At 39.2% G+C, this 26756-nt stretch carries 21 protein-coding genes; 14 read left to right on the top strand and 7 right to left on the bottom strand.

The genetic code is table 11. The annotated features are described in order from the left end of the window. The first annotated feature begins 43 nt into the window (after positions 1 to 43). The 3 genes from AACU32_RS27380 (at position 44) to AACU32_RS27370 (ending at position 6790) form a co-directional block, all read left to right on the top strand. Complete coding sequence (locus tag AACU32_RS27380) at positions 44 to 4333, top strand: PAS domain S-box protein (protein ID WP_096604304.1); 4290 nt, start codon at positions 44 to 46, stop codon at positions 4331 to 4333. A gap of 226 nt (positions 4334 to 4559) precedes the next feature. Next, positions 4560 to 5507 carry a LysR family transcriptional regulator gene (locus AACU32_RS27375; protein ID WP_096604303.1) on the top strand — a complete coding sequence of 316 codons (948 nt, stop codon included), beginning with the start codon at positions 4560 to 4562 and terminating at the stop codon, positions 5505 to 5507. A gap of 212 nt (positions 5508 to 5719) precedes the next feature. Continuing rightward, the gene (locus AACU32_RS27370) at positions 5720 to 6790 is read left to right on the top strand and encodes an anthranilate phosphoribosyltransferase family protein (RefSeq protein ID WP_096608199.1); all 1071 of its coding nucleotides are present in this window, start codon (positions 5720 to 5722) and stop codon (positions 6788 to 6790) included. A gap of 65 nt (positions 6791 to 6855) precedes the next feature. Here AACU32_RS27370 and AACU32_RS27365 read toward each other — a convergent pair whose 3' ends face one another. The 4 genes from AACU32_RS27365 to AACU32_RS27350 form a co-directional block, all read right to left on the bottom strand. Then, complete coding sequence (locus AACU32_RS27365; RefSeq protein WP_096604302.1) at positions 6856 to 7752, bottom strand: MBL fold metallo-hydrolase; 897 nt, start codon at positions 7750 to 7752, stop codon at positions 6856 to 6858. Positions 7753 to 7766: 14 nt separating this feature from the next. Next, positions 7767 to 8150, bottom strand: coding sequence for an aspartate 1-decarboxylase (panD, locus tag AACU32_RS27360; protein WP_096604301.1), 384 nt, complete (start codon positions 8148 to 8150; stop codon positions 7767 to 7769). Positions 8151 to 8409: 259 nt separating this feature from the next. Continuing rightward, positions 8410 to 8922, bottom strand: coding sequence for an inorganic diphosphatase (locus AACU32_RS27355; protein WP_096604300.1), 513 nt, complete (start codon positions 8920 to 8922; stop codon positions 8410 to 8412). Positions 8923 to 9246: 324 nt separating this feature from the next. Further along, on the bottom strand, positions 9247 to 9432 hold the full coding sequence (locus AACU32_RS27350) for a hypothetical protein (protein WP_096604299.1): 186 nt from the start codon (positions 9430 to 9432) through the stop codon (positions 9247 to 9249). Between the two features lie 429 nt (positions 9433 to 9861). On the opposite strand from AACU32_RS27350, the gene AACU32_RS27345 reads away from it, so the two are divergent. After that, a complete protein-coding gene (locus AACU32_RS27345) occupies positions 9862 to 10035 on the top strand; it encodes a hypothetical protein (RefSeq protein WP_339378316.1) in 174 nt (57 codons plus the stop codon). Between the two features lie 281 nt (positions 10036 to 10316). On the opposite strand, the gene AACU32_RS27340 is transcribed toward AACU32_RS27345, so the two are convergent. Together AACU32_RS27340 and AACU32_RS27335 are read right to left on the bottom strand one after the other, a co-directional pair. Further along, a complete protein-coding gene (locus AACU32_RS27340) occupies positions 10317 to 11288 on the bottom strand; it encodes a DUF362 domain-containing protein (RefSeq protein ID WP_096604298.1) in 972 nt (323 codons plus the stop codon). A 73-nt stretch (positions 11289 to 11361) separates the two neighbouring features. Next, a complete protein-coding gene (locus tag AACU32_RS27335) occupies positions 11362 to 12798 on the bottom strand; it encodes an aspartate ammonia-lyase (RefSeq protein ID WP_096604297.1) in 1437 nt (478 codons plus the stop codon). A 208-nt stretch (positions 12799 to 13006) separates the two neighbouring features. Here AACU32_RS27335 and AACU32_RS27330 point away from each other — a divergent pair, with 208 nt between their 5' ends. Both AACU32_RS27330 and pgsA read left to right on the top strand, forming a co-directional pair. Next, positions 13007 to 13762, top strand: a complete 756-nt coding sequence (locus AACU32_RS27330; RefSeq protein ID WP_096604296.1) for an ATP-grasp domain-containing protein — start codon at positions 13007 to 13009, stop codon at positions 13760 to 13762. Positions 13763 to 14112: 350 nt separating this feature from the next. Continuing rightward, on the top strand, positions 14113 to 14640 hold the full coding sequence (pgsA, locus tag AACU32_RS27325) for a CDP-diacylglycerol--glycerol-3-phosphate 3-phosphatidyltransferase (protein ID WP_096604295.1): 528 nt from the start codon (positions 14113 to 14115) through the stop codon (positions 14638 to 14640). A gap of 85 nt (positions 14641 to 14725) precedes the next feature. Here pgsA and AACU32_RS27320 read toward each other — a convergent pair whose 3' ends face one another. Next, positions 14726 to 16141, bottom strand: coding sequence for a sugar transferase (locus tag AACU32_RS27320; RefSeq protein WP_096604294.1), 1416 nt, complete (start codon positions 16139 to 16141; stop codon positions 14726 to 14728). 723 nt (positions 16142 to 16864) lie between these two features. Here AACU32_RS27320 and AACU32_RS27315 point away from each other — a divergent pair. The 8 genes from AACU32_RS27315 (at position 16865) to AACU32_RS27280 (ending at position 26750) form a co-directional block, all read left to right on the top strand. Continuing rightward, entirely contained in the window at positions 16865 to 19057 is a 2193-nt protein-coding gene (locus AACU32_RS27315) for a polysaccharide biosynthesis tyrosine autokinase (protein WP_096604293.1), read from the top strand. Positions 19058 to 19369: 312 nt separating this feature from the next. Continuing rightward, on the top strand, positions 19370 to 20827 hold the full coding sequence (locus AACU32_RS27310) for an oligosaccharide flippase family protein (RefSeq protein WP_096604292.1): 1458 nt from the start codon (positions 19370 to 19372) through the stop codon (positions 20825 to 20827). Positions 20828 to 20868: 41 nt separating this feature from the next. Continuing rightward, positions 20869 to 21795, top strand: a complete 927-nt coding sequence (locus AACU32_RS27305) for a class I SAM-dependent methyltransferase (RefSeq protein WP_096604291.1) — start codon at positions 20869 to 20871, stop codon at positions 21793 to 21795. A 96-nt stretch (positions 21796 to 21891) separates the two neighbouring features. Further along, on the top strand, positions 21892 to 22638 hold the full coding sequence (locus tag AACU32_RS27300) for an FkbM family methyltransferase (protein ID WP_339378315.1): 747 nt from the start codon (positions 21892 to 21894) through the stop codon (positions 22636 to 22638). 133 nt (positions 22639 to 22771) lie between these two features. Then, positions 22772 to 24115 carry a glycosyltransferase family 2 protein gene (locus AACU32_RS27295; RefSeq protein WP_339378314.1) on the top strand — a complete coding sequence of 448 codons (1344 nt, stop codon included), beginning with the start codon at positions 22772 to 22774 and terminating at the stop codon, positions 24113 to 24115. Beyond that, positions 24100 to 25230, top strand: coding sequence for a hypothetical protein (locus AACU32_RS27290; RefSeq protein WP_096604288.1), 1131 nt, complete (start codon positions 24100 to 24102; stop codon positions 25228 to 25230). The genes AACU32_RS27295 and AACU32_RS27290 overlap by 16 nt, the downstream gene beginning before the upstream one ends. Next, complete coding sequence (locus tag AACU32_RS27285; protein WP_096604287.1) at positions 25127 to 25951, top strand: glycosyltransferase family 2 protein; 825 nt, start codon at positions 25127 to 25129, stop codon at positions 25949 to 25951. The genes AACU32_RS27290 and AACU32_RS27285 overlap by 104 nt, the downstream gene beginning before the upstream one ends. A 13-nt stretch (positions 25952 to 25964) precedes the next feature. Then, a complete protein-coding gene (locus AACU32_RS27280; protein ID WP_339378312.1) occupies positions 25965 to 26750 on the top strand; it encodes a glycosyltransferase family 2 protein in 786 nt (261 codons plus the stop codon). Positions 26751 to 26756 lie beyond the last annotated feature (6 nt).

The raw sequence follows: 26756 nt of genomic DNA, 5'->3' as shown, positions 1-26756 counted from the left end.
AAACCGAATTACAAGCTAGTCGTTCAAAGCCAACACACTCCAGATGATGTCACTCACCGCCCAAAATAATGATGAATTTAGCCCTAAGTCTCTGAATTTACCAATTCCCCAGGATTGTCTAAATCGCTCGCCCTTAAAAGTTACACCAGATAGTTCTGTAATCGATGCTATTGTCCTGATGAGTCAGCAACGAACTAGTTGTGTTTTTGTGGTTGAGGAGTCGCAGTTAGTAGGAACTTTTACAGAACGGGATGTAGTTAGGATAACTGCTGGTGAAGTTAACTTATCTAGGTTGAAAATTGCGGAAGTAATGACGAGGAAAGTTATTACTCTTAAGCAGTCTGATGCTCAGGATCTGTTCAGTGTCGTGTCGCTCTTGCATCAGCATCAGATTCGCCATTTACCTATATTGGATGACAATAGTCAACTGCTAGGATACATTACACCTGATACTATCCGTCAAGTACTGCAACCTGCCAATTTTCTCAAGCTGCGATATGTTGCCGATTTGATGACAACGCAGGTAATCCATGCACAGCGAACTGCATCGGTGTTGGATATAGCTCGACTTATGGCTTTTCATAAAGTTAGTTGTGTGGCGATCGTGGAAACAGCAGGGGTACAGTTGGACTCTAATTCTCCCCTGCTACCTATAGGAATTATTACCGAGCGGGATATTGTCCAATTTCAGGCTTTCGAGCTAGATTTAGCTGACATCCCGGCGGAAAATCTGATGAGCACACCTTTATTTTGCTTGAAACCAACAGATTCTTTATGGTTTGCTCATCAAGAAATGCAGCGTCGCCATGTCCGCCGATTAGTTGTAACTGATGAGCAAGGGGAATTGCGGGGAATTCTCACTCAGACAAGCTTTTTGGAGGTTTTTGAACCGCTGGAAATGTCTGCTGTAATTACCGCACTTCAACAACGGGTAGAACAACAGACAGATGAATTAAAAAAAGCCAACGAGCAATTAAAGCAAGAGATTGTGCAACGCCAGCAGGTAGAAGCAGAGCTACGCAAAGCTACTGATGATTTAGAGATACGAGTATCAGAGCGCACAGCAGAGCTTTCCCGCGCCAACGCACTTTTGCAACAGGAAATTAGCGATCGCCAACATGCATTTCTTCAACTCCAAGAAACAGAAGAAAATCTCCAGCAGGAGCGTGACTTTATTTCTGCCATCCTGGATACAGTTGGCTGTTTTGTCGTGGTACTCGATGGACAGGGAAGAATTCTTCGCTTTAATCAAACCTGTGAAGCTGTAACCAACTATTCCTTTGCTGAAGTTAAAGGTAAGCATTTTTGGGACGTGTTTTTAGTTCCAGAAGAAATAGAAACTGTCAAAGCTGTTTTCTACCAAATCCAAGCAGGTCAATTTCCTAACCAATACCAAAACTATTGGTTAACAAAACAGGGTCATCGTCGGTTGATTGCCTGGTCTAATACTGCAATTTGCGATCAACAAGGGAAGGTAGAATATGTCATTGGCACTGGTATCGATTTAACTGAACGCCAGCAGGCAGAAGAAGAACTACGAACTAGCGAGTTGCAACTGCGAGCATTATTTCAAGGTGCGAATGACGCTATGGTAATTGCCGATGATAATGGCACTTATGTAGACGCTAACCCAGCAGCCTGTAACCTGTTTGGCTTGTCCAAGACTGATCTTTTAGGTCGCACTATTGGAGAATTTGCCGAACCTGGTTTTGATTTTATCCAAGCATGGCAAGACTTTCAAGCAAGCGGGAAAGAAACTGGGGAATTTCGCCTCCTCCGTCCCGATAGTACTATCCGCGTGGTGGAATATGGGGCATCAGCTAACTTTCTGCCTCATCGCCATCTTTCCATTTTGCGGGACATCAGCGATCGCAAATTTGCCGAGTTAGCACTGCAACAGCACACAGAACAGCAGCGACTAATGACCGCGATCGCCCAGCGTATCCGCGCTTCGCTGAACTTGGAGGAAGTTTTAAATACTACTGTGGCTGAAGTCCGCCAGTTCCTGCAAGCCGATCGAGTGTTTATTTATCGCTTTCAAGCCGATTACAGCGGGACTGTGGTAGTGGAAGCTGTTGGTGAAGGTTGGACTTCTGCACTCAATGTCCAAGTCAAAGACAGTTATTTTATGGAAACTGGTGGCGAGGAATACAGACAAGGTCGTATCCACGCTGTAGCGGATATTTACACAACCAGCCTCACCCAATGTCACTGCGATTTACTCGCTCAATTTCAAATTCAGGCAAACTTGGCAGTTCCCATCTTGCAAGGAGAAAATTTATGGGGATTGTTAGTTGTCAATCAATGTTCTGCACCCCGATTGTGGCAGCAGTGGGAAATTGATTTAATGAATCAATTGTCAACTCAGGTAGGTATTGCGATCCAGCAATCGGAACTGTATCAGCAGATACAAACTGAACTAATAGAGCGCAGACAGACAGAAGCAGCATTGCGCAACAGTGAAGTGCAACTAAAATTAGCTTTGTCAGCTGCCCAAACAGCGATTTGGGACTGGAATATTCTCGAAAACAAAATTACTGGTTCTGAGAACTTACCTGCGATGTTTGGTTTTCCCCCGGATCAATTTGATGGGACTTATGAAACCTTTATCAATCAAGTTCATCCCCAAGACCGAGAATTGGTTCGTCATGCAGTTATGCGATCAATTCAACAACGAACAAATTACAACATGGAATTCCGGATTGTCTTGCCCAATGGTGACATTCGCTGGGCAGCTACGAAAGGCCAAGTTTTTTACGACGAAACAGGCAAAGCCGTGCGGATGATTGGCATAGACATGGATATTAGCGACATCAAACAAGCGGAACAGAAAATTCTTGAACAAGCGGCTTTGCTTGATGTAGCCACAGATGCGATCGTCGTCCGCAATTTATCACAGGAAATCTTGTTTTGGAACCGAGGAGCCGAACGTTTATATGGCTGGTCGGCAGAGGAAGTAATCGGTAAAAATGCTAATAATTTATTATATAAAAAATTCTCACCAGAACTGGAAGCAGCTCTCAAAAAAATTGTTGAGCAAGGCGAATGGCATGGTGAATTGCATCAAGTCACCAAAGATGGTGTAGATATCGTTGTCGAAGGACGTTGGACACTGGTACGTGATGAAGCCGGAAATCCCAAATCCATTTTGATTGTCAACACCGACATCACCAAGAAAAAACAACTCGAAGCTCAATTTCTCCGTGCCCAGCGCCTAGAGAGCCTGGGTACTCTTGCTAGTGGCATTGCCCACGATCTCAATAATATTCTCACACCGATTCTCACTTCATCTCAATTGTTAGTACTCAAACTTCACAATTTAGATGCACGCAATCAACAATTATTAAAAATCATCGAAAATAATTCTAAACGCGGTGCTGATTTGGTAAAACAAATTCTCACCTTTGCCAGAGGATCTGAAGGCAAACGCTTTCCTTTACAAATAGAACCTCTGCTATCGGAAATTCAACATATTACCAAAAGCACATTTCCCAAATCGATTATTATCAATACCAATGTCCCACAAACCAATCTTTGGACTGTCTTAGCAGACGCTACTCAGATACATCAGGTATTAATGAATCTTTGTGTGAATGCTCGTGATGCTATGCCCAACGGTGGTACTTTGCATCTGCAAGCAGAAAATATTCTGATTGATGAGACCTATGCCAAAATGCATTTGAATGCTCAGGTGGGTCAATATGTAGTTATCACAATCACCGATACAGGATTGGGTATTCCTCCCCATCTTTTAGATCGCATTTTTGAGCCATTTTTTACAACTAAAGAACAAGGCAAAGGTACAGGGCTAGGTCTGTCCACAGTGATTGGTATTGTCAAAAATCACGGTGGTTTTGTGAACGTCTCTAGCGAACTCGGCAAAGGCACGCAATTTCAAATATACTTACCTGCTGGTTCCCAACACATCAGCCAGCCAGTAGAAAATTTGGAATTACACAATGGCAAAGGAGAAACAATTCTCGTTGTCGATGATGAAACTGCCATCTTAGAGATTATTAAAACATCTTTAGAAGACTACAACTATAAAACTCTGACTGCTAGCAATGGGATTGAGGCAATTTCATTGTACAACCAACACCAAGATAAAATTAGCTTGGTTTTGCTAGATATGATGATGCCGTCAATGGATGGGTTAACAACCATCCAGGTATTACAACAAATGAATCCGCAAGTCAAAATTATTGTGATGAGTGGTATTTCCGCCAAGAGTCAGCTGGCCGAATTTACCGACATCAATATATTTTTGCACAAGCCCTACACTATCAATGAATTATTACAGGCGATAGAGCAAGCTCAAAGAACTAGGGGCTAGGGGAACCAGGGCTAGGGGCAGAGGCGCAGGGGGGACAAGGGGAACTAATGCCCAATGCCCAATGCCCAATGCCCAATGCCCAATGCCCAAAACTTTAAGTGCTGAGTGTAGAAAAATTTCTATTAAAATATTGCAAAGCCAACCACTTGTAACAAACTGTACCAAATTGAAGCAAAAAAACCGTTAAGTTAATGAAGGCCATAAATGTAATTCAGGCTACAAAAAAATGCGACTAGAGCAGTTGCAAGCTTTTTTAGCGATCGCGGACACCGGCAGCTTTCAACAAGCAGCACGACATTGTGGGGTAACCCAATCGACCATTAGTCGCCAAATCCAGGCTTTAGAAGCAGATTTGGGGATAGAACTGTTTCATCGCACCACTCACGCCAAGTTGACACTGGGAGGTGAAAGGTTGCTTCCGCGCGTGCGGAAAATTTGTCAAGAGTGGCAAACTGCTACCGAAGAATTGACAGATTTAATCGCAGGTAAGCAGCCAGAATTGTGCATTGCAGCCATTCACTCAATGTGCGCTTCGTACCTACCACCAGTGTTGCAAAAATTTTGTCGTGATTATCCAGAAGTACAATTGCGGGTAACTTCCTTGGGTAGCGATCGCGCCCTAAAAGTCCTCAAAGATGGATTGGTAGATTTGGCAATTGTGATGAACAATCGCTTTTTAACTACTGGCCGGGAAATGGTGGTAGAAGTTCTGTATGAAGAACCGATAGAAGTTCTCACCGCAGCTAAACATCCACTAGCCCAATATGAATGTATCCCTTGGTCTGAGCTAATTCGTTATCCCCAAGTGGTATTTAAAGATGGTTATGGGATGCAACGCTTAATCCAAGATCGATTTGAGCGACTAGAAGCCAGACTCCAAGCAGCTTTAGAGGTAAATACTCTAGATGCTTTCCGGGGAGTGGTACGTCAAGGAGAACTGATAGCTTTGCTACCGCATTCGGCATTAATAGAAGCGCGACTTGACCCCAGTTTGGCAGTCCGCCCTTTAGCCAGTAATAGTAATGGTACTATACCTGACACTTCTAGTTTGACCCGTCGGGTAGTCATGGTCACAACAGGCGATCGCCTCCAGATTCCCCCAATCAACCACTTTTGGCAACTGGTGCGAGACAATATCCCCCCGCAAATTAATCAACAGCGATCGGCGTCTTAACAGTCAATTAGTCATTGGTCATTAGTCATTGGTCATTGGTCATTGGTCATGGTCCGTGATTCACAAAGTACAGCGTTGTTGAATAATGGAATGATTGAGGCTGACCTAGAGACAGGGTAATTATGATTAATGCAAATTCCAAAATCATCTGGCAATTATGCAACGCCCAAAAGACGAAGGACAAATGACAAATGACAAATGACAAAGGACAAATGACCAAAGTATTTAGGCAATTTCTGCAAAAGGTAGGGAGTGGAAATCACACAGGAGAGAATTTAACTCGTACTGAAGCGGCAACAGCTACTAAAATGATGTTGCTAGGTGAAGCAACTCCTGCCCAAATCGGGGCGTTTCTAATTGCCCATCGTATCAAACGTCCCACAGCAGATGAGTTAGCGGGAATGTTAGATGCGTACAATGAACTAGGGCCTAAACTCCAACCAATCGGGGCTGGACGAACAGTCATAGTCTTAGGTATACCCTATGATGGCAGAACACGTACCGCACCAATTAGCCCGATCGCGGCTTTACTATTAGCTGCTGTTGATCAACCAGTGGTGATGCATGGAGGCGATCGCTTTCCGACTAAGTACGGTCTACCTCTTGTAGAAATTTGGCAGGGACTAGGAGTTGATTGGACAAACTTGTCACTCGAAAAAACCCAGCAAGTATTTGAGCAAACAGGAATTGGCTTTGTTTATACACCTGTGCATTTTCCCTTAATTCAAAGTATTTGGGATTACCGCGACCAACTCGGCAAACGTCCACCATTGGCAACAATGGAGCTAATTTGGTGTCCTTACGCCGGCGATGTGCATATGATTCCAGGGTTTGTCCATCCACCTACAGAAACGCTGTTTCAAGTAACCCTAGCTTTGCAAAATATCACAAAATATACATTAGTGAAGGGATTAGAAGGGAGTTGCGATTTACCACGCGATCGCACAGCGATTATTGGTTTATCAACTCCATCAGGACAGCTAGAAAGATTGCACCTCGTACCCCGTGATTATGATTTTACGACTAAGAATGTTCCCCTGGGCACCACAGAAGAACTACTTACCCAAATGCAAGCAGTTTTAGCTGGTGAACCCACAGAATTAACGCAAACAGCCTTGTGGAATGGCGGATTTTACCTTTGGCAAAGTGGCGTTTGTCCAGATATGCGATCGGGTATAGCCACAGCCAAAGAATTATTAACAAGTGGTGCTGTAGCTGACAAACTGCGACAACTCAGTCAGATAGTAAATTCTCTAGCACAAACAGCATTTCAGACTGTTTGAAGAGTTGACTGTTGACTGTTGACTGTTGACTGTTGCCCCATGCCCAATGCCCAATGCCCCATGCCCTACAACGATAAAATCATTCCTTCAGAGGCTAACAATGCTTTGGGAAATACGGACTTAACGTCAAATTGCACGCCATCGAGAAAATCATCGTCGTCATCTGGATGATAATGAGAGATGACTAAGCTTTTCACCGCCGCATGATGAGCTAAATCCACAGCTGTTTGCCATTGCAAATCAGCTAAATCATGATTGTGCGCTGTCGGGGGATTATAAGTACCGTTAGCAATGAATAAATCTACCCCTGTAATTAGCTGTAAAATGCGTTCTTGCTCTACTTGATCAGGATTTTTGGGCAAATCTGTAATGTAAGCAACGCTAAAATTTTGCCAGGTGACTCGATAGCCAAGCGATCGCTGATGTTGATTGATCAATTCTGTGTTAATCGTCACATCCTCTAAGGTGACCTTGTTACCTGAAGTGAGATTATGGAAATGCAATTGTGATTGCATCACCTGTAAAGGATAAGGAAAGTGTGGCTGGAGCATTTGGTCATAGAGACATTGCTTAATCGAGGCGCTATTTGAGGCGGCTGTACCGTAGATGTGGAAGCTATTTTTGGCGATAAATGCGGGAGCAAAAAAAGGAAACCCTTGAATGCGATTTAATTGGGAGTTTGTAAAAAATAAATGCGCTTCAATTGGCTGTTGCAGTTGCTGCCAAGTTTTACCCAGTACTCTTAGACCAGTACCCCCATCAAAAATTAATTCTTTTCCGGCTACACGCATTTCTACACAAGCAGTATTTCCACCGTAGCGATTGGTGTTGTTTCCTGGGGTGGGAATCAAGCCTCTAACACCCCAGAATTGCACAGAAAATTCTGTGGCTGGATGACTGAGTGGGGTAGTTTCCTTCTCAGTTAAGTAGCTTTGGGAACCCGACAGCTCAAGATTTGACATTTTCCTCGCATTCTTTAGACCTTAGTGAGCAGGTCATCGTAGTGCCGTACTTCCACCAGTTGGTTTTTTTCGTCTACAATGACAACCGTAGGCGAGTAATTTTTTAACTCTTCCGGTGTGAACTGCCCGTAGGCCATTATAATCAGGCGATCGCCTATAATGCCTAGACGTGCGGCAGCCCCATTTAGTTCAATGACTCCTGAGTAAGCTGGAGCTGTTATTGCATAGGTAATAAAGCGCTCGCCATTGGCTTTATTAACTACTTGTACTTGTTCGTAGGGTAAAATGCCAGCTTTTTGCAACAGAATTTCATCTATACTAATACTACCTACATAGTTAACATTTGCCCCTGTCAGGGTACAGTTGTGAATTTTTGCCGAAAGGAGAGTTCGCAGCATTTGATTTAGGGTTTATGTATCAATTTTTGCTTTTTGTCAATAGCAAAAGTTGTTTATTTTCTGATTTATTGAGTATACTGTCTTAAAAATATTGTCGTCTATGGACTGTTGACGGTTGACTGTTGACTGTTAAGAGAGATTTTCATGCCCTCATTGTGGGAGTTTCTCGTGAGTAATGGGTAATGAATCAATCGTCAACAATGCAAAAGCCAATTTCTGAATTACTGACAACTGAAAGATTACCCACTACTTTAAGCGATTATGCTTGAGCAGCTTTGATTGACTTTTCTACTAATGCTGTTACTTGATCAACATCTTGCCAACCGAGAATTTCAGTTACCTTTTTTTCCAAATTTTTATAACTGCGGAAAAATTCAGCAATTTCATCCAAACGGTGTGATGGTAGGTCTTTTAAAGATTTTATTTGAGCGTAACGCGGGTCTTTGTCCGGGACGCAAAGAATTTTTTCATCGCGATCGCCTCCATCAATCATCTCTAAAAAGCCAATCGGTCGTGCAGCAATTACACAGCCAGGAAAAGTTGGTTCATCGATGATGACCATACCATCTAAAGGATCGCCGTCATCAGCTAAAGTATTGGGTACAAAGCCATAGTCATAAGGATATTGTACCGAAGAATACAGTACCCGGTCTAGGGCAAACGCTTGGAGATCTTTATCGTATTCGTATTTATTTTTACTCCCGCCGACAATTTCAATCAGAACGTTGATTAAACCTGGTTTTGGTTGGGCTGGGATACGGGATAAATCCACAAAAAAGCTCCTCTTTTAACAAGTAGATTTTGGGTGCAATCATTTAGGCTCCCCGTGTAGAATTTTATGGCCAAGATGGACACATCCCAAAGTATTCTTTTCTGAGGCAGCTAAATTGCTCAGATCCCCGACTTCTATCCTAGGGTAAGCCACCTGGAGGGTGTCTACAAGAAGTCGGGGATCTAAATTCCGCTTATTGATTGGTTTTTATCAGGTGGGCACTGTTTACTTTTTTTTCAAACCCTGAGTCTGAAGTTTTAGGTAGTGTCCACCCTACTATTTTTATGCTGAGTATGATTACTCAATATTTTTTGATGAGAGCGTTTAATCGTCCGTTCTGGGCATGTTATAAGTCAGCGGTGGCTGGTTATAGGGTAAGTTCTTTGAAGAATAGTGGGCAATGACAAATACGGGTGCTGTCAAAGTTAATAGAGCGATCGCAGTTCCCACAATGTCTGCCAACCTATGGGAATATGTATCGGTATTGGCAGACTGGCTATTTGAATTCATACAAAAAATTTGAAATTCACCAAATCACTTCGAGTTTTGCTCTCGTCGAGAGAGTATTGCTACTATTTTAACTATTTCTCAGTTACAAATTCTGAATTCACACAAAATCTTAACTAGTTTGATCGCTGTCATCATATCTGTTTGCTACCTGAGAAATTTAACACCTAGTTAATTACAAACATTTTGCTCATTTAGGTGCTGATTAATATTAATTATTACTGTCTCTACGGTGGAATTTGTGGGTTGTTCATAATTTTTAATCCAGCATCATAAATTACATTATTACTGCCGATTAAACAAAGCAATGTGGGATTTATTGCCACAGTATAACATCTTCAAATAGCTTGTCTAAGGTAGTTTTAAGGATAAATGCTGAATTTGTGCTACCTAACATCAATCCCGCAGAAGCACTGATTATGCGTCATGTTTATGAACAATTCAACAGTGGTTATACTGAAAGGGATTTCAGCGTTCGGACTAACTGCTAAGGTCGATTTTTTACCCATGAATTTACACCGGATAAATACAGATAGATATATATTAGCTAGAGGTATTAATTCAGTTATTGCACCCACAACAGTTGCGAATTTAGCTTACCGATAATAAATAATATTTTTTCTCTTTTGTAAATCTATAGATAGGTAGATTTCTCAAATAACAGCCTTGCATAGAGAAATTTGCGCCAAAAATCCTCTTGAGGAGATAGAACAATAATTGAGAGGATGCTCAGCATAGAAAAAACTTTATATAAATAATTCTATCGCCAACTTATCAATGAGAAAACCGCCGCTAAACAAGGGCGGTCTAGTTAAGCAATCGGAGGGTAGATATAGCTTACTCTTTACAAGGTGGAGATTTTTGTAGTCAAGATTGCAATTATTGAACTAACGTCTACCGTAAGCAGTCATCGGTTCTTTGATAAACCGAATATAAAGGTGTCTAAAAGTAGATTTAATCACACGCGGCATAGCAAAATCGATGGGGATTAACTTGTCTGGTAATCGCCAATCTTCTATTTTTAGTAAATCAGGTTCTAAGTGGGGAAAGTCTATATCAGCCAATTCTGGACATAGTCCTAATCTTTGGGAAGCTGCAACGGTGGGTACTTGAGAGGGTGGAACATTGAGAATTTCCACCATTGCCCGATCTAAGGCAAATACATCGGCTGCCGCTGCTAAAATACCCAAAGCACGAGGTTCTCCATTACTAGGGCCATTGCCATCATGACCGATGATGCCATCTAAAATAGTTAAGGTGGGGTTAATAGCCTTAGCTGTTTCTACCAACATTTCGCTAAAGCGGTTAGCATCTTTCCCTGCTTCCATGTGCCACCAAGCTTTCATTTTGCCAGGAACGCAACCAAAAAGGTTTTTTACGCCTAAAGTCAATGTTAATTGGGCGTGGGATTTGACTTTCGGTAAATTAATTACCACATCCGCCGCCATTGCTTCTTTCGATAACAACAGATGGTTGAAATTTTCGCTGACAGTTTCGTAACGCTGTCCGTGAAAATCCACAATTGGCAGCTTGAGTTCTTCTAAAATTGGTTCATAACCATTGGCTATTGCCACACCCTTGGCACTACCAAAAGCGGGACTATCGCCTAAAAATGGCTTCCCCCCAACTTCTATGACCATCTGAGCAACTGCGTAAACCAGTTCAGGGCGCGTGGTACACTCTTTACCAGGACGTGACCCAGTGAGGAGATTAGGCTTGAGTAAGACGCGATCGCCACTTTTGACAAAAGCTGCCATTCCCCCAAAAGGTTCCAGCAGCGTTGCTAAAGACTCGCGTAAAGACTCGCGTTCGTAAGAAGTAGCACGGATTAAACTGACCGATGGTTTTTGGGTCTGCATGGATAATAAATTCAGATTAGTAAAGATCACAGAAAGAAGAAATTCTTCTTTCGTGTATCTTCCTATTATCTTTCTAATCCACTTTGTCTGTTTCTGGTGTGAGGGGTAAGATACCACTCATTTGTTCAAGATTTAATACAGTGGCTAATTCCGCCTCACTCATGAGTCCTTTTTCCAAAACAATCTGTCTTAAGGATTTACCAGTTTCTAAGGATTCTTTAGCTACAGCCGCCGCATTGAGATAACCAATATGAGGATTGAGGGCAGTAACTAAAGCCAAACTACCTTCAGCATAAGCCAAACAGCGTTCTTGGTTAGCGGTAATACCTTTAATGCAACGTTCCGTCAGGGCGGCGATGGTATTACCCAAAATTTCGATACTATGAATCAAATCATAGGCAATTAGGGGCATCATCACATTTAATTCTAATTGTCCGGCTTGGGCTGCCAGTGCGATCGCATTGTCATAACCCATAACTTGAAAACACACCATTGATGTCATCTCTGCCATCACCGGATTATACTTTCCTGGCATAATCGAAGAACCCGGTTGTACTGGCGGTAGTTGAATTTCCTTGAATCCAGTTTTCGGCCCCGAATCCATCAGTCGCAAATCATGGGAAATTTTGACTAAATCTTGAGCTAAATTGCGTACAGCACCGGAAACATTCACAAATGGTGCCATACTTTGCATCGCGGCCATTAAATGAGGTGCAGGTTCCAAAGGTGTATTTAGCAGTTCCGAGAGAACTTCCACCACCCGCGCCCGATAACGGGGATGAGTATTCATACCTGTACCCGCAGCACTTCCACCCAAACCCAACACCATCAAATCCCCAGAGGCGGTGTAAATCCGGTTTTGATGTTCTGCAAGGATATACGCCCAAGCGCGGAAATTCTCACCCAACCGCACAGGTACAGCATCTTGCAAATGAGTTCTGCCAGATTTGACGATATCTTGAAATTCTGTGGCTTTGGCTTCCAGGGATGCGATCGCATTATCCAAAGCTGGGTGTAATGTATGCGTAAGAGCCAATAACCCACCGATGCGAATTGCCGTAGGAATCACATCATTGGTAGACTGCCCATAATTTACATGGTCATTCGGACTTACTCTTTTATAATTGCCCTTTTCATCCCCCAAAATTTCTAAAGCCCGATTCGCCAGCACTTCATTCACATTCATGTGGTGAGAAGTACCAGCACCAGCTTGGTAGACATCAACCACAAATTGATCGCGTAACTTTCCTGCAAGTATCTCCTCAGATGCTTGCACAATTGCCTGACTAATGTCTAGGGGAATGCAACTCAGTTCACCATTAACAATTGCTGTAGCTTTTTTAATTATTAAACAAGCATCTATGTAAGTAGATAACGGCTTAAGTCCGCTAATTGGGAAATTTTCGATAGCTCTCAGCGTTTGGATACCGTAATAAACGCTACTTGCAATTTGGCGATCGCCCATCGAATCTCGTTCGATGCGAAATTGTGAGTCTGCTTGTTGAGTCATAGTGCCGATAATTTAGACAATCTCAGAACAAAGATCATCCCACGCCTAGGCGAAGATGTGAAAACTCAATTTTCTCTCTCTGCGCCACGGACACTTTGCTCAAGTCGGCAAAGCCGCCCACGCAAGTGTCCTCCTCCGCGTACTCTGCGGTGCAAAAATAATTTATTAGCATATAAAGAAAGTATCTGATTAAATTTGTGAGCTAGCATTGATTTCTCAAGCTTTCATTCAAGAACAGGGTAATGGAAAACTGCGACACGAAGAGCAACTTGTTACTGAAGAACTGAGAAAACGTGGTATCCCCATTACTTTTTATACCCAAAAGCGTATTCAAAGGCGACAACTTGCACTCGATGATCAATCTTTAGTCGTGGGTGATATGCCGTGTATTTTAGGCGCATTAAAACAGCTTGGTATCCCAGAACCTTTACCAAACGATTATCCCCTCTCTCTGCGCAACTTCATGCACCGCCGGATATGGACATCTACGCTGTTAGAGTTGGAACAGGGACTTTGCAACGCCAAATATTCAGCAATATTTGCTAAACCTGCTGTACGCCGCAAACGCTTCACAGGTTGTGTCTTTGAATCAGAATATGATTTGTATCGAATTTACGGAGTATCGCGTCAAGAAAAATTACTGTGTTCAGAAGTAGTATCTTGGCTGAGTGAGTATCGTGTCTATGTTGTTCATTCAGAAATTAGAAGTATCGACCATTATGACGGAAACACCAATGTTCTACTAGATATTGAAAAAGTTCAGTGCGCTATCAAAACTCTGGATAATGTGGGAGAATCCTATGCAGGGTATGCAATTGATTTTGGAGTTTTAGATTCTGGAGAAACTGCTCTTGTAGAGATGAACGATGGTTTTGCTATAGGAGCATATAAGATTAATCGCGAAGATTACACAAACATGATTTTAGCAAGATGGGAGGAGCTTTTATCTCAGCTTGTGGCATAGCTTCAAATTTTGAATCACCCTGTGCTGTTGTCATCGTTTGTCGATAGAAATAAATCCAACCAAGTGGATCTAAATCTTGGTTGTTTATTGCTGCTAATAAAATATGAAGGCTAAGTTGTGAGGCGTTGTTTGTCATGTATAAGCAGTGTATTGCAGAGTACACTGCCTATGGTATTTAGAGCAAGCGATCGCTCTTCTCTGACCAGGGTTAAAATAAACCCATAAACTACCAATCCCCTAACCGAAATCATATCCCTGGCTAAAGAATTAGACACTAACCATACCAATAAAATTACAAGGGTTTCCAGTTTTAATTTACATTAAATATAATTTTGAATTTTAAATTGTTTATGACCCTACCTAACTGGATTACCTTTTCGCGCTTATTAGGGATACCATTTCTGCTTTACGGCTTATACAATCCCACAACTCAAGCTAAATGGATATGTTTGGCAATTTTTTTAGTCGCCGCATTGACTGATTGGTTAGATGGCTATTTAGCACGAAAACTCAACCAAATTAGCGATTTAGGTAAATTTCTTGACCCTTTGGTTGATAAATTATTAGTACTTGCGCCGTTGATGGTGTTGATTGAATTAGGCAAAGTCCCCGCTTGGGGAGTGTTTCTGATCTTAGCGCGAGAATTAGCGATCGCCGGTTGGCGAGTAAATCAAACTCAAATTACTGGGGCGAACATTTGGGGTAAACTCAAAACCGTCAGTCAAATTATTGCGATCGCACTTTTAATAGCACCCCTTCCACCAGATTGGCAAGTCCTAGCTTTGATTGCTTTTTGGGTTTCCGTGATCCTGACATTAATTTCTGGGGGAATTTATCTTTTACCTACACCTGCACCTACACCTGCATCATCAAATTAGCTGTTGATGTTCTCAATCACTCGCCAATTCCACATAACTATGTAACAAAATATTAACACCAATACCCCATGCCCACTTAGTAATTTTATCTACCTTTACCTAACAAAACAACCCGGACAGTTTTAAAAGCGATCGCTATATCTAACCATAGAGAATAATTTTTTATGTAGTAGAGGTCGTAAGCTAGCTTTTCGGAAGCATCCTCCACTGAAGCACCATAGGGATAAAGTACCTGCGCCCAACCGGTGATACCTGGTTTGACTAAATAACGTAGTTCATAATACGGAATTGATTCTTTTAGCTTGACATCAAACTCCGGTCGTTCTGGCCTCGGGCCAATCAGACTCATATCTCCCCGTAGTACATTAAAAATCTGCGGCAGTTCATCAATGCGTAAGATTCGCAGCAAGTATCCTACTCTGGTAATGCGCGGATCGCGTTGACTTGCCCATTGTGCCCCCCACTTTTCTGCATCTTTATACATGGAGCGAAATTTGTAAACCCTAAATGGCTTGCCATAAAGCCCAGTGCGTACTTGGCTGTAAAAAACTGAACCTGGACTATCCAACTTAATTGCCACCATTGCCAAGAGCATCAGTGGAAATAAAAATATTAATAACAGCCCTGCCAGTATCAGGTCTACCACGCGCTTCAACTTCAAACTAATACCACTAGAGACTAAGTTAAAACCAGCACTAAAAGCCCACCAGCTATCCTCCAGTAGGCAGGATGGAAGTTTATACCATAAGGTTTCGCAAATATCAGGTAGCCGATAAATTGGGATACCTTGCAGTCTTAGTTGCATCAACTGCTGCACCTGGATTTCGGAAAAATCCATTTGAGTGGCTACTACCACCCCTGACCAAGAATTCTGACTCCAAGCAGGTAAGTCTTTAATACTACCTCCATAACTTAAATTAGATGCTGTTTTTGCTAATTCAGTAATATCTTGACTAGTTTCTGCCAGAACTACCAAGCGTCCCAGTGGGTTCTGCTCTAACAACATTTGGGCAAATTTTATGCCACTTTCACCAGCACCCAGCATTAACCACAGACTTTGCTCAGCGTGCGATCGCAACCACCTAACCGCTAATAACCTTGATATTACCGCCCAGATTGTAAATATTCCCAAACTGACTAGCAAAATCCCTCGCCCCACAAACGGGTACTGATTCCAAGTCCCAGACAGGTAAATTAGGGCAGAGGTAATGCCAGCAATTATGGAAGTACTAATCACGATGCGAGCAGGAGCACGCAAACCTGCTATTTGCGTATCTGGATGGTAAGTATCTGCTAGATAAAGCCCTGCTAGCACTATAAGTATAAATATTGAAATTTCTGTATTAAAAAATACTGGCTTACCCAACCGTAACCAAAATGTAATTTCTAAACAGATAAATAAACCAAAAATATCTTCTACCAAAAGCAATACAGGCATGAAGCGTGGGATTTTGAGTAATTGAATGCTTCCCCTGCAACCGTGAAATGGTATATTGAACATAAGTATTTTATTTTACTCTTAAATTCTCAGATAAACGCTCTGTAGGTAGTAAAATTTTTGTGCTTTAAGATGCTTAACCCTAAAGTTCCATGACCTTAATTATCTAGTTCATATTGCCGATTTTTGGCAGTAAGTAAGGCAAATTTGCGGAAATCAGTGTTATTTTAAGAGGATTTTAAGTGTTTAGGCGATAATACTTTAATCCTTTTGAACACCAACAAGTTAACATAGTAACAGTGATTTTTGTCATAAGTACTTTACATGATTTCTTATTTACCAGTAGATGATTTTTGGAGATTTTAAGCCAGCGTAGAATCTATACCGTAGGCAGGAATACACCGAGTAACCGATACATTACCACCTCAGTGGACTGTACACAAACAAAGGAAATTAAACAAGTTATTTACTATTAGTTGCAGTCGAGCTTCAGATCAAAACTTAAAAAGTTATAATTTTTTTATAATTTATTTAATTTTAGATAAGCAGTATTTATGTACTACCAATGAATTTGTCAAAAGTAGTATTTTTGGTGAACAAAGAACAAAAATTAGTATAAAATAGTCGGGACATTTTGGGAATCAGAACATTTCCCGGGAAATATCTGATTCTGTTATATAAGAAGACTAGGCATCTTTGGTGAATGTTATTGGGGCGATAATTTTGTTTGTTGGCACTGAAGGCAGTGACAGCCCAAATTATATATGGTATTTCGGTACATTATTTATGCCTACTAAGCAAGACGACCGTGACCTTATTGATTTTCAAGAATACTGGCCGATACTGAAAAGGCGTTGGCCAGTCACAGCAGTTGTGATTGGCTCTGTGTTTGGAATGACAGCATTAGTCACCTTTCTCCAAAAACCAGTTTACGAATCACAAGCCAAGCTGTTGTTCAACAAACAGAGTGGAGCTTCATCCCTCAGTGGTCTGTCTTCACAAGTAGGAGAACTAAGCGGTTTAACCAACCTCAGCAACCCAGTTGATACAGAAGCCGAAGTCATCCGCTCAAATCCGATTATCCAAAAAACCATTACCAGCCTTAACCTGAAAGATAAATCGGGTAAACCACTGACGATCGAAAAATTTCTCAAACTACTGAAGCTCAAGACTATTCGGGGAACGGATGTGATGCAGCTCTCCTATCGCAGCACTAATGCGCAAGAAGCTGCAACGGTCATTAATTCCCTGATGAATTATTACTTAGAAAGTAATGTTCGCACCAACCGTGCTGAAGCCAGATCTGCTAGAGAGTTCTTAAATCGGCAATTACCTGAGGTAGAGAAAAGAGTTTTAAAAGCAGAAATGGCCTTGCGTCGCTTTAAAGAAAAAAACAGAGTGGTGGCTTTGGAGGTAGAAGCAAAAGTTGGGGTGGAAGGACTCAAAGATCTGGCAGAGGAAATTACTACTGCTCAAGGAGAATTGGTAGCTGCTAAAACACGCTCTGTTGCTCTGCAAAGTCAAATGGAATTGAATCCGCACCAAGCCGTGGAACTGAGCACCTTAAGCCAATCTCCGGGGATACAGCAGGTACTTAAAGAATACCAGAAAGCGGAAGATGAGGTAGCTGTAGCGCGAACTCGTTTGACAGACGATAACCCAACGCTGATTAATTTAGAGCAAAAACAAGCAGCTCTGAGAAACCAACTAGAAGGACGAGTTGCCCAAACCATTGGTAGTTCTGAGTCTGTACCAGAGCAAAACTTGCAGATAGGAGAACTCAAGCAAACCTTGAGCGAGGATTTAGTCAAGTCAGAGGTAGAAGGATTAGCATTGCAGAACCGAGTCGCAGAATTGCGCAAAGCATTCATAATTAACAAAAGCCGTTTAGATATATTACCCAGGTTGGAACAACAACAACTACAGCTACAGCGACAGTTGCAGGTAGCAAGAGTTACCTATGAACAACTGGTCAAGCAATTGCAAGAAGTTGAGATGATTGAGAACCAGAATGTTGGGAATGCAAGGGTAATTTCTGACGCTTTAGTTCCCGATAAAGCCGTTTCTCCCATCATTCCCTTGAATGTGGCGCTAGGTGGTTTTTTGGGAATTCTCCTAGGTGTGGGAGCAGCATTGATGCTAGAAGCTACGGATAATTCTCTCAAGACTATTGAAGAAGTCAAGCGGTTGTTGGGCTATCCCTTATTAGGTACAATTCCGTTAGCTGAAAAACCTAAAGGTAGTAATAGTGAAGCAGGCTCAGAATTGCCTGTACTCAATAATCCTTACTCCCCCGAATCCACAGCTTTTGAAATGCTCCAGGTTAACTTAGGTTTCAGCATTTCTGATAAAACCCTGAAGGTGATTGTGGTGAGTAGCTCAATTCCCAGTGAGGGTAAATCTTTTGTAGCAGCTAACTTAGCCGTAGCCGCAGCACAAACTGGACGCCGAGTACTGTTAGTGGATGCAGATATGCGTCGCCCTCGTCAGCACAAAATTTGGGAACAATCAAACCTGATTGGGCTGAGTAATATTTTAGTAAATCAGGCTGAGTTACCGACGACTACTAAAGAAGCACTGATGACTTTAGACTTAGTAACTGCTGGTACAATTCCACCCAATGCAGCTGCACTTCTAGAGTCAAAACGGATGGCTGCTTTGATTCAAGAGGCTACTAATGAGTATGACTTTGTGATTATTGACGCTCCACCTTTGACAGCCGTTGCCGATGCTCAAATACTGGGCAAATTAGTAGATGGAATTTTGCTAGTTGTACGCCCTGGCGTAGCTAACTCGGCAGCTGCTAATGCTACAAAAACTTTGCTAGCGCAGTCTGGTCAGCGGGTTTTGGGAATAGTTGTCAATGGTATTACTTCTAAGAGTAGCTATGGTGGCTACTATTCCAAAGGTTACTACCATCAAAATGGTCACTCCAAAAATGGTAAGGTTGATGTTCAGACACTCAAAATTCGTAATTAGTAATGCCAGGTGAACCAGGATTTATCCCATTTTTGTCGGGGTAGACTTGCAGTGGCTGAGCGCTAGTATTGAAACGTCAAGTAATGTCTAGCTTTGTCTAAGTTTTATCTCAAGTCCAACTGATTATTGATAAATCCCACATTTATGCAAAACTTCCAAAACTCTCCTCTGCTCAAGAAATACCCTGTACCTGAAGCTGGCTTAATGATAAGTCTTTAATCGGTTATTGCTCACATCATGTGACTCATATGGGAAGAGATGGTTTGACAAAAATTTTTTGGGATATTTCTCTGTTAAATGGTTATTATCTAAGTGAGTAATTCGTTATTCAGGAATGGTTTTTACAATGCTGCGGCTGGGGTAGTCAGAATTGGATTAGCTGTACTTACAATTCCTATACTCATTCGCCTGATTGGGGTTGAGGAGTATGGACTTTGGACACTAACTTCTGCGGTAGTCGCAATGGTTGCTTTAGCTGAAGCTGGTCTTTCTACAACAACAACCGTCTTTGTATCACAAGACCTAGCCCGGGAAGACAGTGTGAGTTTATCGCAGACTTTGACAGTAACTATTGGGGGAATGCTGATACTGGCTACTATAGCAGCGATCGCTCTGTGGTTCGGTGCAGAAAGCTTGGTCAATTTGTTTCCTAAGTTGGGAACAGAACAACGTTTAGCAGCCGTACAAGTCCTGCAAATTGCTGGAGTAGTAGTCTGGGCCAGACTACTTCAGCAAATAATTGTTGGCATAGAGCAAGCCTATCAACGTTATGGAGTCATGAATCTTTTAATTACACTCCAGTCAGTACTAAGTAATTTGGGTTTGTTGGTAGTTGCATGGCTGGGAGGAAAAAGTCTCGCATTAATGCAATGTCAAGCTTTTTTGAGTATAGGTGCATTGACTGCTCATATCTGGTTAGGCTGGTCATTGACTGCCAATATCAAGCCCCGGCTAATATGGAATCCTGCTAAAGGATTCAATATATTCCGTTATAGCTTAATGACTTGGCTTGCTTCCATAGGATCGGTTCTATTTAGTCAAGTTGATCGCTTGCTTGTAGGATATGTATTAGGGGCAGAAATACTTGGTGTTTATGCAGCTATCACTAATATAACAATGCAGATCAACACATTCTCTGCATTATCAATACAACCTTTAATTCCATCTGTGAGTTCTCTGTTCGCACAAGGAAGCCAAAATGCTTTAAGTCAACTTAGAAAATATATTCAGCAAGCTTTAGTCATCAATGTTGTTACTTCCTTTTCTCTTGGAGTAATTCTGATAACTATTGCTCCTTTAGTCTTAAAATTGATGCTACCGTCTAATTTAAACAACGAATATACTCTGGTATTTCAAATTTCTTCCCTTATCTACTTATTATATTCAGTTAATGCCGTTGGTTATTATGTATTGTTCGCCTTAAATTTAGTATTATTCAATATGGCTATAGTCATTACAAGTGGAATTTTTTCCTTAATCCTTGTATTTATTTTATCTATAAAATATGGGCTATTAGGCGCTATTATTGGCAATTCTGGTTATCTATTAACTATTATATTATCAATTTACACTAGCAAAAAAATGGGATTAAGTTATCGTGATTTATTAAAGTTACTACTAGTACCAATTATTTGGTTATGTATTGGTGCTTTTATCGGTTTTTTATCTCCCTCATTAATTCAATTAAGAATCATAATTGTGCTGATTGAATGTCTATTTATTATAGGCTGGTTCATGTTTTTTCAATATCCTAAACTCACGATCAATTAAAATTTAAATGCCTTGATTAAAACAAATGGAGCAAGAAAAAAATGCTAGCAAAGGAACAATGGCAAAAGGTTACGCAATGTCCTTCATGTAGTAGCTCAAGCACATTATATTCCGGTAAATTAGCAGAAAAATTATATAAATGTGGAGATGAAATAATTTCCGCTCCTCAGGAAGGAATTACTATCTTGCAGTGTAATAATTGTCGCATATACTACAAAAGCTTAATTCCTTCTGCATTATTTTTAGCAGAAGTATTTAGCAAAGAGTCAAGAAAAATATGGGCTGAACCTTACGATTTTTTTTATGAATCTCAACTACTAAAAAATCTAAATCATCATCAACCTTTTGATATTCTTGATATTGGAGCATCTCACGGACATTTACTTAAAGCTTTATCCAATACAGAGGGTAGAAGATCTGCACTTGATATAATTCAGTACCCTGGACTTCAGCCTTATCTCAAAGGAGAGTTTATTCAAAATTTCATAGATGCTCCTCAATTAGTATGGAGTGGCGAAAAATATGATGTAGTTACAATGTTCGATATTATGGAACATCTATATAGCCCTAAAAATGTCTTTAAGAATCTTGCATCACTTGTTAAAGACAATGGTTATGTCTTAATTGAAACGGGAGATGCTGATAATTATTGGCCTCAAAAATATGGTATGGAAGATTGGTGGTATGTCAAGTTTTTAGAGCATCATATATTTTGGAATTCTGAAGCCATCAAAAAAATTGCAGAAGAGCATGGTTTTACAACTTTATTTTGGGAAATAAAAAAGCATAAATCAAGGCGTGCTATCTCCGGACATTTTGAAAATCTCAATCAGATGCTCAAGATGGGATTGTATATTTTTAGCCCAAAAATTTACCTGAAAATTGCCAAATTAAATGCAAAGTCAGGAATCCAACCTTGGAGTCCATTCACCAACGATCACATATTTATAATTTTGCAGAAAAAATAGTCTAATTTCAATTAATTGCTAACATTTGATGTTTATTTAGAAAAACCCCTATTTTTTCTTTTCGCTGGCACAAAAAACTATTTACTAACAAAAATCATGCCATTTCTCAGTCAATTCACCCGCCGTCTTAATTCGCTAGCACATTATATTGAAAATCCACAACTCTTTGTGCTGCGTCAACGAGGTGGTCTTCCCAATACCTTCTTACAACTCAATCAACCCTGGTTACACTCACTTAATATAAACACAGTCATTGATATTGGCGCAAATAGTGGTCAGTTTGCTTTAACGATAAATACAATACTACCAAAAGCTAAAATTTATTCCTTTGAGCCACTACCTGAATGTTTTGAGCGGTTGCAGGCTTGTATGTCAGCTTGTAAGCATTTTACCGGATTTAATGTTGCTTTAGGAGATAAACCGGGAGCTTTGACATTTGAAAAAAATACTTTTACACCATCTTCTTCTTTCCTAAAAATGACTGATTTGCATAAGACAGTCTACCCACATACAAAGAATACTAATAACATCCAAGTAAAAGTTGATACGCTTGATAACATTATCGATAGTCTAGAGATTAACGACAATATCTTAATTAAGTTGGATGTACAAGGTTATGAAGATAGAGTAATTAGAGGCGCTGAAAATACTATCAAACGTAGCCAAATACTGATTATAGAAACATCTTTTGAAGCACTTTACGAAGAGCAGCCTTTATTTGGTAATTTATATAATGAACTGATAAAATATGGCTTTATATATGCAGGAGCAATTGAACAAAATTCCCATCCAAAAACGGGAAAAATTTTACAATCTGATAGTATTTTTGTCAGAAATCAGTGAATGATAAATTATATTAAAAATTTGAAATTTCTTGCCAATATTACAGACTGTATAAACTATTATTTGTAGGAATTTACAAAGAAAATAAGATTCAATAAGCACCAGTAGAAACTTGAAGTTACATATGCTATTAATGCTGCATCAAGTTAAAAACTTATTTAGTAACCGATATTCTGAGATACCTGAACCATTACCAGGATTCCAAACCTATTTATCATTTATGAATGGTTTATGGTCTGATAATCGTTTTTTAGCAGTAGTCAATTCAGGTTCACATGAAAGTGAAGATCTGTTAGGTTGGAAGGGTTTGGAATCATTCACCTGTTTAACCCAGAGCAATGAACTTTATGATATTGATATACGTTATGCATGGAGTCAGATAATATTCCAACAAAACCTCATAGATCATGGTTGGACAGAAACTACATTAATGAGGAATCAAACTACTGACAAAAACAGACACAAAATAATAATTTATCTCTGCGCTTCTGGTATCCAATTGTTAGAAAATAAAAAAATAGAAAAAACTCCACAACAATTTGTTTTAGGAAACTACTGGCAAACTATTTATCATCTATATCTTCTGCTACCTATCGAACACCCCTTTGTGTTACCTAAATTAAACTTAGAAATGATGGCGGATATTACTAATTTACAACCGCCAAGCTTTGAAAACAATCCAATTATTGATAAAGGTAGTTTACGTAGTGAAAGAGTTTCCCAAAAATGTTTAGAAGAAAAACCATTAGTTTCAATAATAACGGTTGTAAAAAATGGCGAAAAGTATTTGGAACAGACGATTCAGTCAGTCATTAATCAAACATATTCCAATATAGAGTATGTCATTATTGATGGATGTTCAACTGATGGCACTCTAGATATTATTAAAAAGTATGATGACAAAATTGATTATTGGGTAAGTGAACCGGATGGGGGGATAAGCGATGCCTTTAATAAAGGTGTAAATTTGTGTTCAGGTGACATCATCGGTATACTAAGTAGCGATGATCTTTATTTTCAAACCTCAACGCTCAACACAATAGTAAATGAATTTGCTAGGGATCTGCAAACTTTCTGCTTCGGAAAATGCTTTTATGTATCAAATAAAATTATCTCAAGTATTGATGCTGATATTAATTATGTTAAAAAAATTAATTTTTATATGCCACATATAAACCACCCAACTGTTTTTATGAAGAAAAAAATTCTAGATAAATTTTTATTTTCTACTCAATACAAATACTGTATGGATTATCATTTATTTATCAGGCTGACAAAAAAGAAAATTATAGGTAGACCCTTAAACCAAGCGATCGCAATTGTTAGAACAGACGGAGTCTCAAATTTTTTTTATTATCAAACCAGAAAAGAAGTTTTCAAGGCTGCTACAGAGTTGGGAACTAACAAAGTCTTAGCTTTTTTAATCTATTTCATACTAATAACAAAATATTGGATTAAGCAATGCATCAAGTTTTAGCGTTACTGTCTCTTTGGACTCTCTTTTCAATTGACATTTTAGGCGTTTCTTTTTATCCTTCATATCTTTTAATTCCTCTATATATATTTAAGCCAAATTATCCTAGATACGTAACCAGAATTATCATCATAGTTATACCTGTTTATGTATTTGCTTTGGCTAGCAAATTTTACTTAATTGCTGACGTTGTTAAGCTAGGGATTATGATCGGCTATTTTCTCTATCTTAATAGTTTTTTCGACAAAGACAAACTTCTTAAAATCATTGACATATCTGTAATTATTTTGGTTTTGTTTGGTCTTTCCCAATATTTGAGCTTTCTAGCCGGAAATCAGGCTTATGTTACTTGGTTACATGACTTCATAGGAACAGGAAAAGAAGAATTAGGTGCGGCTTTCGATTTTCGTGGTGGTATCTTGCGAGTTGCGTCTTTCACTAGAGAACCGTCATATTTTGCTTTTACCGTAGGTGTTTATTTCTTTATTACCAAAAAAATTCTTATAAAATTGGTTTGTGTTATGGGATTTATTTTAAGTTTTTCCTTAGTTTCACTTTATGCTGTAATCGGATTGATTGGATTTTATTGCTTCCGATATTTATTTAAATCTAAATATAGTCTTTTAGTTTATACAATGCTAATTGTGTTAATTCAAATATTATTTGTTAAATATTTTCTTGATGCATATGTACCTGATTATTTGTATCAAACCTTCAGCGATAGATATTCTGGTTTAAAGGAGTTCACAAATTCTAATAATTTAATTGAAATTCTCACTGGTATTTATGGAACTACTTTAAGTGACATAGACAATGTTTCAATTGTCAGGGGTTACTCTAATATTTCCTCTCTAGCTGTTAATTTTGGTTTATATGGTATAGTTGTATACATTTATTTTATTCATAAACTCGGCAAATATAATGAATTAGCGGCTTTATCATTCTTTTTATATGGATTTAATTTCTACTATCTAACAGCTTGGCCAACCTATGTGATTTTTGTCTATTTATTATATGCTCAAAGTTCCAGTTTCAGTGATTATCCCTTGCTTCAATTCAGAGAAAACTATTATCAGAACACTGAATTCAGTGAAAAATCAGATTTATCAAGTTCTTGAAGTTATTTGTATAGACGATTGTAGTACTGATAGAACTATTGAGACTATTGAAACTTATAGTTATCATCATCAAGATTTATCAATTCATGTTCTGAAAACTTCGGAAAACAGTGGACCAAGTATTGCTAGAAATTTAGGTTGGGATATAGCACAAGGAGATTATATTGCTTTTCTAGATGCTGATGATGTTTGGCATCCAGAAAAAATTTCAATTCAGTATTCCTTGATGCTTAACAATCCTGATGTGTCAATATGTGGACATAGTTATCGGATATTTAGTACAGAAGAATGCTGCTTTGATTCATTAGATAATGATGAAGTTAAATTGCGTATAATAAAAAAAAATAAAGTTTTATTTAGTAATCCATTTGTAACTCCATCTGTACTTCTAAAAAAGAATCTTACTTATAGATTTCACCCTAGAAAATATTACTGTGAAGATTATCTTTTGTGGGCACAAATTTGTTTAGACAATCATTTTATTTATACAATAAAATTACCTTTAGTTTATGTATTTAAAGCCAGGGATTGCAAAAGCCTCAGTAGTAATAAAATAAAAATGAGAATGGGCGACATGAGTAATTATTACGAATTATGGAAAGACAAAAAAATAAGTTTTATGGCAATGGGCTTTTTTATTGCTTACTCAGCATGTAAACTTATATTACTGATATTTTTGCCAAAAATTCATTATTTATTTAGGCAAAAAGTTGATAGTTAAAGGCTCAAAAATCATGAAAGACCAAATAACTTTAACTGCATCCCTAGTTTTGTACAACAATAATTCTGACATGATTGAAGATGCAGTAAAATCTCTTTTAAATACAAATATTAAATTTAAATTATGTGTAATTGATAATTCACCATCACCCGTATTAAAAAATCTTTTTCACAACCTTAATCATGTTGATTATCATTATAATGATGGTAATAATTTAGGATTTGGCAAAGCTCATAATTTAGCATTAAAATTGCTGCCATCTGCTGACTATCATTTAGTATTAAACCCAGATGTTTTCTTTGAAATAAATGTCATACCAGAGTTAATTAAACACCTTGATTATAACCAAGATATTGGTTTAATATCTCCAAAAATTTATTATCCTTCAGGTGAAATACAATATCTTTGTAAAAATTATCCTAGTTTCTTCTTACTTTTTGTCAGGCGATTTATTCCGCAGACATTTCAGTTTTTCATAAAGAATTATTTAGAGCGTTATGAAATGCGAGAAACTGGATATGAGAAAGTGATGGATGTTACATATCTTTCTGGATGTTTTATGCTCTTTCGGAGAAAGTATTTAGATGAAATTGGGTACTTTGACGAAAATATATTTATGTATCTGGAAGATGCTGATATAACTTTGAGGATGGCTAAAAAATATCGGACTGTATTTTATCCCAATGTTCATATTTTTCACCATTGGGCTAAAGGCTCATATAAATCACTTAAACTGACACTGATTAATATTCAGTCAGCTTTTTATTTTTTCAATAAACATGGATGGAAATTGTTCTGAACCAAA

This window comes from Calothrix sp. NIES-2100, from assembly GCF_963875285.1.
Lineage (GTDB): Bacteria > Cyanobacteriota > Cyanobacteriia > Cyanobacteriales > Nostocaceae > Aulosira.
Note: the sequence above shows the minus strand (reverse complement) of the source record. Positions and strands in the feature narration are given on the sequence as shown.